The sequence below is a fragment of the Streptomyces sp. HUAS MG91 genome, assembly GCF_040529335.1.
Lineage (GTDB): Bacteria > Actinomycetota > Actinomycetes > Streptomycetales > Streptomycetaceae > Streptomyces > Streptomyces tabacisoli.
Map to the genome: position 1 here is coordinate 7,929,029 of NZ_CP159534.1, position 13,219 is coordinate 7,942,247.

Consider the following 13,219-nt stretch of genomic DNA (forward strand, 5'->3'; position numbering starts at 1 on the left):
ACAACAGGTAACCCCCGTCTCATTTCCAGGAGGTAGGGGTTCTCGCCCCGTTTCACGCAGCGGCAGTTAGGGGCTTTTGACCTCCTCTTTGCATGACGGTGAGTGCGCGTGTGCCTACAGTGCGGCCATGGAGACCACGCGCAACGAGGCGCTTGAGGCGTGGATGAGCGACCATGGGTACAGCTCCAACAGCCTGGCCAAGGAGGTGAATTCAGGTCTGGAGCGACTCACCGGCAAACTGGGGAAGTGTGACGGTCGCCAGGTCCGGGAATGGCGAGCAGGGCGTGCCCGCTGGCCCAACGTGGCGACGCGGACGGTCCTGGAGGAACTCTCCGGGCGCACTGCCGTGGAATTAGGGTTCGTGCCACGGGGTCGGCCTTCGTCTACGGCCGCCCCACCGCAGGAGGATCCCATGTACCGCCGCACCCTCGTCGCCGGCACGGTCTCGGCCGCCGTGGCTGCCGCCGTCCCCGGCACCGCCTCCCCGCGCAGGATTGGGATGACGGACGTCACGCGCCTCCAGGACCTGTTCGCCGCGGTCGTCGCCAGCGACCACACACGCGGCGGGCAACTCGACATCGAGCAGCGGGCCGTCCGCCTGGCCGATCGCGCGATGAACCTGCAGAACTCGGGCAGCGCCACCCAGCGCGTGCGCGGCAGCCTCTACGCCACCGCCGCCAGTTTTCGTTCCTCGGCGATGTGGGCCGCAATTGACGGACGCCGCTTCCAGGACGCCATCGCCCACATGCGGGAGGCGCAGACGCTCGCCGAACTCTCCGGCGATCAAGCCATCAAGTTCCGCATCTGGAGCCACGCGGGCAGCCTCTACCGTCACATGGGGCGATCAACCGACGCCCGCGCCGCCAACGACGTCGCACGCAACCTCAGCATCACGCGCCGCGACCCGATGTTCGCCTCCCTCGGCCTGGCCCGCCAGATGGCCATCCAGGGAGTCGCGCACGAACGCGGCGGCCTGCCGCGCACGTTCGACCATGCTCAGACCGCCATGGAGCGGGCCGACCAGGGGACCTTTCGCCCCCTCTGGCTAACGGCCTTCTACGACGATGCTGAACTACACTCGCTCGCCCTCACCGCTTACCTCGCAGCCGGTATCTGGCCCACCGCCGAATTCCACGCTCACCAATGCCTGCGCGTTCTGCGACCGCACATGAAGCGTTCGCGGGCCATCGCCACCAGCCGACTCGCGCAGGCGCAGCTCGCCCAGGGTGACGTCGACACCGCCACCCACACCGCGATGAAGGTCCCGGCCGACGCTGCTACCCAACACGCCCGGGTATCGCGCATGCTGCAAGAATTCACCGCCGCCCTGCGGGCCACCGCACCGGGCAGCGACAGCGTACGCACCTGGACCGAGCACACCGCCGCCTGGAGGGCCACAGCATGACCTCGGCACCCGCCATCGAACTCAGGTCATTCACCGAACTGGACGCCGCCCGCGGCGACCTGCTCGACGTCTACGCCGAAGTCCGCGCACCTCTGCTGCATCTCGCGAACTACTCGATCACTGCCTTCGGGGAACGCATCGACAGGCACGGGGCCGAAGCCGGGTTCTTGGCCGTGCTCGCCTATGACGACGACCACCCGGTTGGGTACGCCTACGGCAACCGGATCGAGGACGGAGACCGCTATTGGCAGCGCACCGACCCGGCGCCGAGCGAGAAGTACACGCAGCACCCCGCCGTGGCACTCAAGGAGATCGGAGTCCGGCCGGGGTGGCGCGGCACGGGCATAGCGCGTCGGATCCACGACGCGCTGCTCGCCGAGCGTTCGGAACCGTATGTGACGCTCATGGTCAACGAGGCGGCCGGGGACGGGAAGGTGCACGCGCTGTACCGATCGTGGGGGTACGAGGACATCGGCTATAGCCAGCCCTCACCGGCGTCACCTCGCCTGACCGTGATGATCCGTCAGGCGCAATGACCCGTTGTGCCAGCCATCAGTTCTCCAGGAGTCAGGCCGTCGCGTTGGACGCGTCGTAGGCGGGCCTCCCTCGAGTTCGCCGAGGCGTCGGTTGTACCTGTCCGTCGTCGGGGGGCCGTTGTGGTCGGCTCAGTACTGGATCCTCTCGAGACGGGCGTTCGGGCGCCTCAAGGCGTGCGTGATCGTGGAGTGCTTGAGAACATGCGGGCCGACTCTCTCCTGCGGCAGTCCAGCCTTCTTGGCGACCGACCCGATGGCTCGGAGGGCGGCCGGTTCGTCTAGTCGGTTGCCGGTCCACGTGCAGAAGTTAGAACCTCGGTGCGGCCCGCGATGAGGGGCTGGATGACCTGCCAGACGAACAGCGGGACGGGCTTCGTGGCCCAGAAGTGCGGCCGTGACGCCGGTAGCGCACCTGTGCGTTTTCCCATCACGGAGGCCCAGTTCAGGAGGTGTCTGGCCTCAGTGCCACCACCATGACGACGGCTCCGCCGATGAGTATCGGCAGGAGGATGATGATCTGGACTGGGCCGAAGCTGATCGTGGCCAGGTACGGCAACGGGTGACGGACCCCCATCGCAGTCGCGGCAACCGCAGAAGCTGACGGCCTCGCACTCGACGCTGGCGTTCTCGACGCCCGAGCAGCGAAGCATCTGTCCGAAGTAGCTTGATCGGCAACGGAGATGGCTGCGGAGGAGGAGGGTTAGGACATGACGTTGGAGATCGAGCCGATCGGGGAAGTCGTCGAGGGCCGTACAGAGGTTGCAGACGACTACTGGGGCGGCATCGAGTCGGTGATCCAGCTGGACGAGAAGTTCCCCCTCGACGCCGTGCAGGGTCTCCCTGAGTTTTCGCACCTGATCGTTTTGTGGCATTTCGATCAGGCCTCGCCCGCGGACGTCGAGTACCACGCTCGATGCCCGCGCGGGAACGCTACCTGGCCGGCCACCGGCACCTTCGCCCACCGCAATCACCGCAGGCCCAACCAGCTTGCGCAGTCGTTTCCCCGGCTCCTGCAGGTCGACGGCCTTCGCCTTCGCGTCGCCGACCTGGACGCAGTTGTCGGAACGAAGATCTACGACCTCTCGCCGTACTTCGCCGAGATGGGTCCCCGCGGGCCAGTCCTTGAACCGACTTGGCCCCGGGAAATGCTGGTCGACTACTGGTCCGAGAAGTAGCCCGCGGCCCGTCTCGCGAGAGTGTTCAGCGTTCCTACGGGACCGACCAGGCTGCAAGCGAGGGCTGGTGCGACAGAATTGGGGGCGCTCTGCACAGGCAAGGCGTGGATCAGATCCGCAGCAAGACGATTGCTCGCAGGTCCCAGTTGCTCAGCGGAGCGAAGGCCATGATCCGTACCCGGATTTCCTCGTCCTGGTGGTAGGGGAGCCTCAGTCGACGGACATCCCCATCGGGGTGCGCCAATGCCTCGTTCGCGGACCACAGCTCTCTGGCCTCTTCGTTCCCTGCCAGGATGTCGTCACGCAAACGGATCAGCTCTTGGCTGTCGGAGTGCATCGCGATGGCGAAACGAATCTGGGCGAGGAAGGGGGCGGCCCAGTCGGCGCGCCAGTTGACGAGCTGTTCTCGTGCCTCCGGGTAAAGGAAGGCGAACCGCATCAGGTTGCGCTCGTACGGAAGCCACGGGAACCAGTCTTCCTGCGGACGGTTGTGGGCGATGATGTCCCACGACAGGTTCGACAGGTAAGCAGGGTGAGGCAGCAGCGCATCCAGGAATCCCTGGTGAATTGCTACTGCATCCTGGTCTGTGTGCTGCTGTGCAGCAGTAGGTGGTGTTCGCCCCAGCGCCAGGCGGTAAAGGATGACGCTTTCCGCCTCGTCGAGCCGTAGTGCCATAGCGAGCCGCTGGATGAACTGCTCGGAAACGGGGCGCGGGCGCGCGCTCTCAAGCTGGCGGTACCAGGAGCCGGCCACGCCCGTGAGTGAGGCCACTTCGTCCTGGGTGAGCCCTGGTCTCAAGCGGCGTCGAGACGTGTTGATTCCCGGGATACGTCTGGGCTCCAAACGCTCACGCCAGTGCTTAAGGAGTGGCCCCAGCTCAGGGGAGACGGGATGTTCGGAAGTGTGGTTCTTGCCACTCACGCTGCTCCACTCGGCGACACTGGAACGCTACAAACGGCCTGCATGTCCGATAATGTCAGTCACAACATGCATGCGGCACGTAAACACCCCGTAGTCGAGTCGCTTTCGCAGCCGGGGCTACTGCCGAAAGCGCCACTGAAAGTAGCGGAAGTGGCTGTGCAGCCTTACTCCTGCAAACGCGGCACGAGTAAGAGGTGACTGGCTATGTGGTGGCGTGCAAGCCAATCAGGCGGTGCGAACAATCTGCCTGTGGACGAGCAGGCGACGCGTAGCCGAGGGCTACGAACTGGGGCAGCCGGAGGTCGTGACCGGGGCCGCGATCTGGAGCGGCGGATCCGCCAGCTTCTACGTTCGCTCGACGTGCGACCTCCCTTGAGCGTTCCGGACCTGTGTGCGGCACTCGGGCGGAACCGAGGCCGGCACATCGAGCTTCGGCCCTACCCAATGCGCACGCCCGGTCCCTTGGGCCTCTGGTTGGAGACGCAATGGGCCGACGTGATCATCTTTCAGCGAGAGACGACACTGCTCCACCAAGATCACATAGTGCTCCACGAAGTCGGGCACATCCTGGCTGACCACCGGGGGCTTGCTGTTGAGGCGGATCAGTGGAAGGGCATGCTCCCGGGACTCGGCGATGGAGCCATCCGGCGGGTGCTCCAGCGGTGCACCTACGGCACACAGGAGGAGCGTGAGGCCGAGTTGGTGGCCACGATCATCGGCGAGTGGGCCTCCGTCCTTGATCGCGTGTCACCGGCGACCGCCACAGTTGATCCCGCAACGCGACGAGTGCTGTCGGCGCTGGATGACCACCAGGGGTGGATGTGATGACGGCCGTTTTCCTTATCGGCCTGATCGCCGCCGTCGGGTGGAAGCTGTATCAGCTGGCGAAGGCGCCCCATGACAAACCTCTGAGGTCTGTCACCCTCTGCCTGGTCTCCGCTGCGCTGTCTTATCCGCTGGCCATGCCCGGCGGGGCCACGGGCTTCGACACTGTGGCCGGGCACGGTGCAGCAAAGCTGGCGCAGAACGTGCTGCTGCTCGCCGCGGTGTATTTCCTGATGTGCTTCTACCTCTATTCCGCCGCGGACGAGCAGTTGGGACGGAAGCGGGCACGACGCGAGGGGATTCTCGTGGCCGTTGTCGCAGTCGCCATCACGATCACCGTCGTCACGGTGCCGCACGAGGTGTTCGCCGGAAGCTTCGCGACCACGGACATGGCTGTGCCGCAGGCTGCCCTGTTCTACATCGTCACCGGCCTCTACCTGATGTACGCACTGGCGACTGCTGCCCTGTGGACTCGACGGTTCGCGCGCAAGTCGCCGAAGCCTCACTCCACCGGCCTGTGGGCTGCAGGGACCGGCATGTTCGCGATGTCGCTCGCGTGCGCGATTCGCGCCGTCATCGTCACGGTCCGCTCGCAAGGCGGTGTGGTGTCGAACGGGTTCATGGCGGCGGTGGCGCTCTTGCTGGTCGTGGCCATCCTGCTCTTCGTCTTCGGTGTCACCTATCCCGGCGTTCGCACCCGGCTGGCGAGTTGTCGTCTTTGGTTCCAGCACCGCCAGGAGCACCGTCGGCTTGAACCTCTATGGGCGCTCATGGTCGAAGCTTTTCCGCACTCCGTACTGCCTGCGGACTCATTGTCCGGCCGCGCTCGGCGACGGGCTGACGGGATCCACCGCCGATACCACCGACGGCTCGTCGAGTGCCGGGACGGGCTCGTACAGATCAGCCCGTACCTTGCCACCGATCCAGCCGATACACCCGAGCAACTCGCACAGCGGTTGCGCGCCGCAGTCGACGCTCACCAGAACAATGTCGCCGCGCCGACCCCGGCGAGGTCGCCGATGGGCATCCCGCAGCAGCGCAGCCGCGAAGCCGACGTCCAAGAACTCCTCACCCTCGCCGACGCCCTGCGCGTCAGCAGCTGACCCCCACCAGTGACGAGCGAAAGAGACCCCACCATGCTGATCACCGCAGACCGCGTCCTGGCCGGTCCCGACGCCCACACGATCCACGACGGCGCCGTCCTTGTCCGCGACGGGCTTGTCGCCTGCGTCGGACCGCGCGAGGAAGTCCAGCGGTGCGCCAAGCCCGACGAGCCCTGGCTCGCCTACCCGGGCGCGACGGTGCTGCCGGGACTCATCGACGCCCACGTCCACCTGTGCTTTGACGCTGGCCAGGACCCGGTCGCCACCCTCCAGGGCCAAGACGACGACGCGCTGTTCCCCGATATGGCGGTGCACGCTGAGCAGCTCTTGAGCATCGGCGTCACCACCGCCCGCGACCTCGGTGACCGCAATGGCCTTGCGCTGCGTCTTGGCGAGCAGGTCGCCGCGGGTACGGCCGTCGGCCCTCGGATCATCTCGGCGGGCACCCCGGTCACGCCCCACGGAGGCCACTGCTGGTTCCTGGGTGGCGAGGTCTCCGGCGCGGACGAGATCCGCAGCCTGTTCCGGCGCAACATCGCCGCTGGAGCCAAGGTCATCAAGGTCATGGAGACCGGCGGGGGCCTCACCAAGGGGGGCGCCAAGAGCTGGGAGTCGCAGTTCACGCCTGAGGAGCTGGGCGCCATCGTCGACGAGGCGCACCAGGCGGGCCTGCCAGTCGCTGCGCACGCCCACGGCACTGAGGGGATTGTCGCCGCGGTCGAGGCCGGCGTCGACACCATCGAGCACTGCACCTGGATGACGCCCACCGGCTTCGAGGTACGGGAGGACGTGCTCGACCAGATCATCGAGAAGGGCATCCACATCTGCCCGGCGGTGAGCCCGCACTGGCGGATGCTGCCCCAGATCTTCGGCGCCGAGCGTGCTGAGGCGATGTTCGGCGCCGTACGGCGCATGGCTGAGGCGGGCGCGCGCCTGATCGCCGGTACCGACGCCGGCGTGCAGCGCGCTGGCTTCGACGGACTGCCCGCCAGCCTCGCCTTCTACGAGCACCTTGGCCTGCCCGCGAGCCGCATTCTCGCCATGGCCACTTCGGAGGCCGCCAATGCCCTCGGCCTCAGCGACGTGACCGGGCAGATCAGCACTGGCTACAGCGCCGACCTTCTTGTGGTGGACGGTGACCCGCTGGCCGATCTCGGCGCCCTGAAGAACGTCAAGGCCGTGATCGCGGCTGGGAAGCGCTACGAGCCCACGGCCTGAACCAGGCGGTCACAGCTGGGATTCAGTGCCCGGAGCCCTCGGCTCCGGGCACTTCCCTGTCCGCAAGTTCTTCGACCACCTGGTTCACGAAGGCCAGGATGTCGTCGGACAGGCCTTCCGGGCCCAGACCACGCGCCTCGATCCGTCCGACGGTGCCCTTGCGCGCGGCGGCGAGCAGGCGGAGCCCTTCGACGACCTGGCGGGTGACCGTGTCGTCGGTCTGGAAGTACAGGGGAGAGACGCCGAACAGGTCGGCCATCCCCTCGCCGACGATGGGCGGCAGCACCGGGTCGGTCCCCGTGCGGAACCCTCGTACGTCGTCTTCGGAGACGACCTGTGCCCCCGCGTACTTGTTGACCGCCTCGGCGATCTCCGCATCCGACGGGGGAACCTGCGCTCCGGGGTAGGAGTGCTCCAGAAGGTAAGTGATTTTCTCGGCCACTGTGCGCGGTGCTTCCAGAGTCCCGGCCGGAGCTGGCGCTTCGTTTCCGAAGGACCGCTCCTGCGCGGCCAACAACTCCTCGACCGTCACCTTGTACGCGTCCGCCAGAGGACGGTGGAACTTCTCGCTGAGACGCCGCTTTCCTCGCTCGGCGTTGGCCACAGGTCCTGAACTCTTCGTGCCGATCAGGTCCTTGGTCTGGTACTGGCTGTACCCCGCGTCGCAACGCAGATCGGCGAGATCGGGCAGCGCGCCGGCGCCCCGCGGGAACAGGTCGTCCAGGGGCATCTCGAAGAACGTCGCCAGACCCGGCAGCTTCTCGCCGTCCGGGGTTGAGCTTCCCAATTCCCAGCTCGCCACTGTGGAGGATCCGACGCTCACGGCTTCTGCAACGTCGCCCTGGGTGCGGTTGCGAGTCCGCCGTAGCGCGCGAAACCGTTCGCGGTCGAAGAGGCGGGGCGGCATCTGGCGAGACTCTCCTGGGCTTGTTGTCGAAATCGAAAAAACTTCAGCTTGTTGATCGGATGCTTAAACCGATGTAGGTTCATTTTCGCGAACCAATGAGTCCAACGTACACCGCGCGGGACTGTTCTGTCCGCGCCGTTGTGTGGCGCGTCAGGGCACGGTCCTCGGAGCGGTGCTTCGAGGGGCGTGGTTCCACGAGGCGTGGCTCTAAGCGGAAGATGTCGAGTCGGCGTCGAAGTGGATCAACGGCCGCTATCCGCTGGAGTGTTGGAAGGGCCATGCATATGTTGCTGGTCCCCGGCGAGACCGCTGGCGCTACGGGCGACGTCAAGGAGGAGATGAGGGCTTACTGCCAGCGCGAAGCGCGCTCCCGCAGGGGAAATGAAACCGGCGCCCAGAAGTTAGCCGCTTCCGGACGCCGCGCCCGCCACCCGAAGGGGGCGGATCCATAACTGGAGCGGGTCGGCTGACCTTTTCGACGAGAACGGCCGTCCCACTCCACCTACGAGTGAGGAATTCTCGCATGCCCGAAACCGGGAACGGAAGGGCGTACGTCGCCCAGACGTCGGCGGCAGTCGGCCGGGAGCTCCGGCTTGCCATGCTCTTGGCGGACATGTTGCCCGTCGCCCGCACGATCCGCGTCTCGCAGCGTGAACCCGAGTGCACCTGGCCCAGCCCGTACGCCCGTGCCTACGACGCCCGAGGCCGCCTGCTTCCCCTTAACCGAGCCCAGTGCCGGACGGCGGCGCGCTGGGTGATGAGGGCGCACCCCGAGGCGAACTGGAACGAGGCGCACGATCTCGATCTGGCCACCGGCATCCTGCAAAGGGCCGGCGAGGCGTACAGGACCGTGGCGGGACGCCGCTGACATGGCACGGATCCGAACCTTCAAGCCCGAGACCTTCCAGTCCGAGTCGCTCGCCCAGGTGAGCGTCTGCGCCGAGCGCACCTTCTTCGGTCTCATCAGCCGCGCCGACGACCATGGTCGTGTCCGCGACCTGCCGTCCGCATTGTGCGGAGAACTCTGGGCGGTGCGAGGCGGGCGCACGCCGGTCGACCTCGAGGACGACCTGATCCAACTCGCCAGTGCCGACCTGATCTGCCGGTACGAGGATGCCGAGGGCAAGCGGTACCTCCACATCGTCACCTGGTACCGCCACCAGAAGATCAACCGGGCAAGCAGGAGCCGCTTGCCCGGGTGCCCCGAGCACTCCGACCCGAAGCCGAAGTGCGATGACGAGCAGGCTCATGGCACCACTCGTGAGCCCTCAGTGAAGGATCACGGAGCCCCCGCCGAGGACGCACGTACGACTCCCGCATTCGCTGCGCATCGCAAAGATGCAGGTCAACCGGGATTCAGTGAGCCCTCAGTGAGCCCTCACGACAACCCCGCTGAGCCTTCAGCGAGTCCTCACGCCCTGGATCTTGGACCTAGGAACCTGGATCTAGGAACTACTTCCCCTTCGGGGAGCGCGAGCGCTCCGACACCGGAGAACGCATCGGCTCAGCAGCTCATCGCTGAGTACACCGCTGCCTGCGCCCACCGCCCGCCCAGCGGGGTCCTGGGACACCTCGGCCGGGAGACGGCCAAGTTGCTGGCCGAGGGTATCGACGCGGCCCACGTACGCGCGGGCCTGGCCCTTCACCGGGCCAAAGGGCTGCACCCCAGCACGCTGCCGAGCCTGGTCCACGAGGCCATGAACGCGCCCCGAACCGGTTTGGCCCGGCCGGAGTTCCGGCCTAACGTGCCCGCCCATCGGGCCTGGGCCAACCCCGCCGACCCTGCCGCCGCCTACGCCGAGGAACTGTGATGCGCGACCACGATGCCCAGCCCGTCGGCGGCCTCGCCAGGCGCCTCGCGAGCATCCTCGCCGCCCGAGGCCAGGACCCCACCGCCGAGCCCACCTACGAGCCTGAGCCGCTGCCCGCCCTGCAGATGGGCGAGGCCCGCATCCCGGCCCGCTACCAGGGCGCCGTCGCCGACCACCCGGCCGTCGCCGCCTGGGTCCGCGAGGTCGCCGAGGCCGGACGTCCCGGTCCGCAAGGCGCTCCGGGACTCGCCGAGGGCCGCTCGCTGCTCATCGTCGGCACCACCGGCACCGGCAAGACCCACCAGGCTTACGGAGCGATCCGCTCGCTCCTGATCGCCGGGGTCCGGCTGCGCTGGAAGGCGATCACCGCCGCCGACCTGTACGCCGAACTCCGGCCCCGCCCGGGACACGACGGGGAGCGCGAGCTGATGGACCTGGCCCGCTGCCCCCTGCTGATCATCGACGACCTCGGCGCCGCGAAGAACAGCGAGTGGACCGAGGAGATCACGATGCGGCTCATCAACCGCCGCTACAACGCGATGCTCCCGACGCTGATCACCACCAACCTAGGCATGGCCGACCTACGCACACACATCGGCGACCGTGTCGCCTCCCGCCTGACCGAGATGACCGACCGCGTCATCCTCGACGGCCCCGACCGCAGACGCGCCCTCGCCGCCGAGCGCTTTCGCGCATCGGTCGCCAACTGAAGCCTCCAGCGAACAGCGCCGGTTCGCCTCCCGCACGCACCAACCCCGAGATCACGCCTGCCCAAACGCGATCCGGGGCCGAACGGAGAAGCCCACATGCAGACCTACGAGCCCTGCGCACCCCGCGTCCTCGGTGACCAGTCCTGGCAGGAACACGCTGTCTGCCGGCCGACCGCCCACCACCACATCGACCTCGACCTCTTCTTCCCCGAGCCCGATGAAATGGACCGCATCCGCGAGGCCAAGTCCCTCTGCGCCCAATGCCCCGTCCGCCGAACCTGCCTCGACGCTGCGCTTGAGAACGGCGACCGCGACGGAATCCGAGGCGGCATGACCGAGGAGGAACGAGAGCCACTGCACAGCAAGTTGGAGCACCGCCTCGACTACGGACGCGTTAACGCGACCCTAGCCGGACGGGACGTCCATCTCACCAAGAGTGAGCGGCGTGCCGTCGTACGCGCCGCCTATCAGGCCGGCATCGCCGCAGAGCGCCTTGCGTGGCTGCTCAAGATCACCGAGGAGCATGCGGACAAGCTGTACCGGCGTACGCGGCGTGAGATCCGTAACCACTCCGTGGAACAGGCTCAACTCGGCAACAGGGCTGGGGGAGTGGACGAAGGCCCCTGGGCGGCCGCTAGTGCACAGACCTACCGAAACGACCTTGGGGCAGCTGCGTGAGCGACGTTCCCCGAGTACCCACGCGGATCACGAGCTGGGACCGGGCTGCCATCGTCGCCCTTGGATCCGCCGGATGCGCCCTGTCGTACGACGCCCTCCAGCAGATGGCCACCGCCATCCACATCCGGGGAGTCCTGACCTTCGCCTTCCCTCTGGTTATCGACGGCTTCATCGCCTACGGCGTGCGCGCCCTCCTCGTCCTGCGTACCGCCCCGCTGGCTGCCCGCTGCTACGTGTGGATGCTCTTCGGCACCGCGACCGCCGCCAGCATCTGGGCCAACGCGCTGCACGCCGTCCGCCTCAACCAGCAGCAACCCGAAGGCGGCGGCCTCCGGCTCGGCGACGTCACGGTCGGAATCCTCTCCACCCTGGCCCCACTCGCCCTGGCCGGGGCTGTCCACCTGTACATCCTCATTGCACGCCGGGTCACCGAGACCGCGCTGTCCACTGCGTCGGGCGACGGCACCGTCCGGACGGAACAGGCCACCGTTGTCCGCCCGGACAAGGCGTCCGCATCGGCTCCGCTCCCCAGTGGGCACTCCTCGGCGGGCACCGGCCGTCCGTCGGTCACCCGAAGCCTGGACAGGGTGGCGGCTACGGTCACGGGCGAGGCGTCCGGAGGCCCGCAGGACACCTCGGTCAAACGGGAGCAGGAGCAGCATGACCGAGCCGCTGGCCTGGGCGGAGAGTCTCACGCCAGACCCCGTTCGGCCATGTTGCTGCACGTGACCAAGCCCTCCGTGACCGCTGCGGACGCCGTCCGAACCGACCGCGCGGACACGAGCGACCGGAAGGTCACGGCGGTCACCGATGAGGACCTGCTCACCCTGGCCCGCCCCGCGGTCACCGAAGCCGGGCGCCTGACTCGGAAGGTCGTCGGCGACGCCATCCGCAGCCACGGACACGGCCTGAGCAACGACCGGCTGACCGAACTGATGGACCTCCTGCGCACCGAAGCCGACCAACCGAACGACGCCCGGACCGGCTGACCGGACAACTTCCCCCCGCGGGTGTCCCGAACTGCTCACGCGCCAGGGGCACCCGCCGTCTGCCGCCCTCTCACCGAATCGGAGATGCCCTTCATGCGTACCGCCCCAGCCACCCACGCCGAAGCCGACGCCTGGATCGCAGTCCTCACCGAGTACGGACACCTGCACCACGCCGAACCCGGCCCGGACGGCACCTGGACAGTGCAGCGCACCCCCACGAGCACGCCCCGCACCCTCCATCACCCTGTCCTCGCCCTCGACTTCGTCGCCGAGGTGCTGCGCGACGTACGCCGCAACGCCACTGGAATGCCCCGATGACGCACGCCGATCGGCCTGACGCTGCCATGGACCCGGGTGAAGCCCACTGCCTGGCACAGGGCCGAGCAAGCTGTACCTTCCGAAACTCCTCCGCAGCCCGAGGCTGCGGAGGAGTTTCGGAAGGGCTTACCCCAGCCGCCGGGACGGCAGGGGAGGCCCGGCACCAGGGGGCGCCGGACTCTGAGGCTGCGACCGAGGGCGGATCGCAGCCGGGGGGAGAAGACGACCAGCGCGCCGCAGTGCGCACGCGTCCCCGCCTGCGCCAGAGCGTGCTGCGCGACCAAGTCCGCAGCGTCCGCCTGACCCGTGACGAACTCGACCTCGTCCGCCAGGCCGCCGACTCCGTCGGCCTGAAGACCGCCGGGTTCCTCGCCGACGCCGCGGTCGCGGTCGCCCAGGTCCAAGGCGGCCCGAAGACCTGGCTGTTGGACCAGCGCGGTCGGGTCGAGGAACTCATGGTGGCCAGCGCCCAGCTCGCCCGCGCCGGCAACAACCTCAACCAGGTCGCCCGCGTCCTGAACTCCGGCGGTCACGCCGAGCACGCCGACGAAGCGGTCGCTCGCGTCCTACGCGCCGCCGCCCGAATCGAGACCGCTGCCATCGAACTGGCCCGGCGGTAAAC

The 13,219-nt window shown here is 67.7% G+C and carries 15 protein-coding genes; 13 read left to right on the top strand and 2 right to left on the bottom strand.

Going from position 1 to position 13,219, the window contains the following annotated elements:
• The first annotated feature begins 127 nt into the window (after positions 1-127).
• The 3 genes from ABII15_RS35900 (at position 128) to ABII15_RS35910 (ending at position 3,116) form a co-directional block, all read left to right on the top strand.
• On the top strand, positions 128-1,405 hold the full coding sequence (locus ABII15_RS35900) for a hypothetical protein (RefSeq protein WP_353946460.1): 1,278 nt from the start codon (positions 128-130) through the stop codon (positions 1,403-1,405).
• Positions 1,402-1,941: a GNAT family N-acetyltransferase gene (locus tag ABII15_RS35905; RefSeq protein ID WP_353946461.1), complete on the top strand. Its 540-nt coding sequence runs from the start codon at positions 1,402-1,404 to the stop codon at positions 1,939-1,941. The genes ABII15_RS35900 and ABII15_RS35905 overlap by 4 nt, the downstream gene beginning before the upstream one ends.
• Before the next feature lie 707 nt (positions 1,942-2,648).
• Positions 2,649-3,116, top strand: a complete 468-nt coding sequence (locus ABII15_RS35910) for a TrmO family methyltransferase (RefSeq protein ID WP_353946462.1) — start codon at positions 2,649-2,651, stop codon at positions 3,114-3,116.
• A gap of 109 nt (positions 3,117-3,225) precedes the next feature.
• Here the strand turns inward: ABII15_RS35910 and ABII15_RS35915 are convergent, their stop codons facing one another.
• The gene (locus ABII15_RS35915) at positions 3,226-4,038 is read right to left on the bottom strand and encodes a helix-turn-helix transcriptional regulator (protein WP_353946463.1); all 813 of its coding nucleotides are present in this window, start codon (positions 4,036-4,038) and stop codon (positions 3,226-3,228) included.
• 495 nt (positions 4,039-4,533) lie between these two features.
• Between ABII15_RS35915 and ABII15_RS35920 the strand changes: the two genes are divergently transcribed.
• Genes ABII15_RS35920 through ABII15_RS35930 form a run of 3 tightly spaced genes read left to right on the top strand, consistent with a single transcriptional unit; the run spans position 4,534 to position 7,184 of the window.
• The gene (locus ABII15_RS35920; protein WP_353946464.1) at positions 4,534-4,863 is read left to right on the top strand and encodes a hypothetical protein; all 330 of its coding nucleotides are present in this window, start codon (positions 4,534-4,536) and stop codon (positions 4,861-4,863) included.
• On the top strand, positions 4,863-5,966 hold the full coding sequence (locus tag ABII15_RS35925; RefSeq protein ID WP_353946465.1) for an MAB_1171c family putative transporter: 1,104 nt from the start codon (positions 4,863-4,865) through the stop codon (positions 5,964-5,966). The genes ABII15_RS35920 and ABII15_RS35925 overlap by 1 nt, the downstream gene beginning before the upstream one ends.
• A 33-nt stretch (positions 5,967-5,999) precedes the next feature.
• Positions 6,000-7,184 carry an amidohydrolase family protein gene (locus tag ABII15_RS35930; RefSeq protein ID WP_353946466.1) on the top strand — a complete coding sequence of 395 codons (1,185 nt, stop codon included), beginning with the start codon at positions 6,000-6,002 and terminating at the stop codon, positions 7,182-7,184.
• A gap of 22 nt (positions 7,185-7,206) precedes the next feature.
• Here ABII15_RS35930 and ABII15_RS35935 read toward each other — a convergent pair whose 3' ends face one another.
• A complete protein-coding gene (locus ABII15_RS35935) occupies positions 7,207-8,091 on the bottom strand; it encodes a helix-turn-helix transcriptional regulator (RefSeq protein WP_353946467.1) in 885 nt (294 codons plus the stop codon).
• A gap of 523 nt (positions 8,092-8,614) precedes the next feature.
• Here ABII15_RS35935 and ABII15_RS35940 point away from each other — a divergent pair.
• The 7 genes from ABII15_RS35940 (at position 8,615) to mobC (ending at position 13,217) form a co-directional block, all read left to right on the top strand.
• The gene (locus ABII15_RS35940) at positions 8,615-8,959 is read left to right on the top strand and encodes a hypothetical protein (RefSeq protein ID WP_353946468.1); all 345 of its coding nucleotides are present in this window, start codon (positions 8,615-8,617) and stop codon (positions 8,957-8,959) included.
• 1 nt (position 8,960) lies between these two features.
• Positions 8,961-9,902, top strand: a complete 942-nt coding sequence (locus ABII15_RS35945; protein ID WP_353946469.1) for a hypothetical protein — start codon at positions 8,961-8,963, stop codon at positions 9,900-9,902.
• Positions 9,902-10,612, top strand: a complete 711-nt coding sequence (locus ABII15_RS35950) for an ATP-binding protein (RefSeq protein WP_353946470.1) — start codon at positions 9,902-9,904, stop codon at positions 10,610-10,612. Before ABII15_RS35945 ends, ABII15_RS35950 begins: the two co-directional genes overlap by 1 nt.
• A 96-nt stretch (positions 10,613-10,708) precedes the next feature.
• Positions 10,709-11,290 (top strand): WhiB family transcriptional regulator, encoded by a 582-nt coding sequence (locus ABII15_RS35955; RefSeq protein ID WP_353946471.1) that lies wholly within the window; start codon positions 10,709-10,711, stop codon positions 11,288-11,290.
• On the top strand, positions 11,287-12,279 hold the full coding sequence (locus tag ABII15_RS35960) for a DUF2637 domain-containing protein (protein WP_353946472.1): 993 nt from the start codon (positions 11,287-11,289) through the stop codon (positions 12,277-12,279). The genes ABII15_RS35955 and ABII15_RS35960 overlap by 4 nt, the downstream gene beginning before the upstream one ends.
• A gap of 93 nt (positions 12,280-12,372) precedes the next feature.
• The gene (locus ABII15_RS35965) at positions 12,373-12,597 is read left to right on the top strand and encodes a hypothetical protein (RefSeq protein ID WP_353946473.1); all 225 of its coding nucleotides are present in this window, start codon (positions 12,373-12,375) and stop codon (positions 12,595-12,597) included.
• 239 nt (positions 12,598-12,836) lie between these two features.
• On the top strand, positions 12,837-13,217 hold the full coding sequence (gene mobC, locus ABII15_RS35970; RefSeq protein ID WP_353946474.1) for a plasmid mobilization relaxosome protein MobC: 381 nt from the start codon (positions 12,837-12,839) through the stop codon (positions 13,215-13,217).
• The last annotated feature ends 2 nt before the right edge of the window (positions 13,218-13,219 follow it).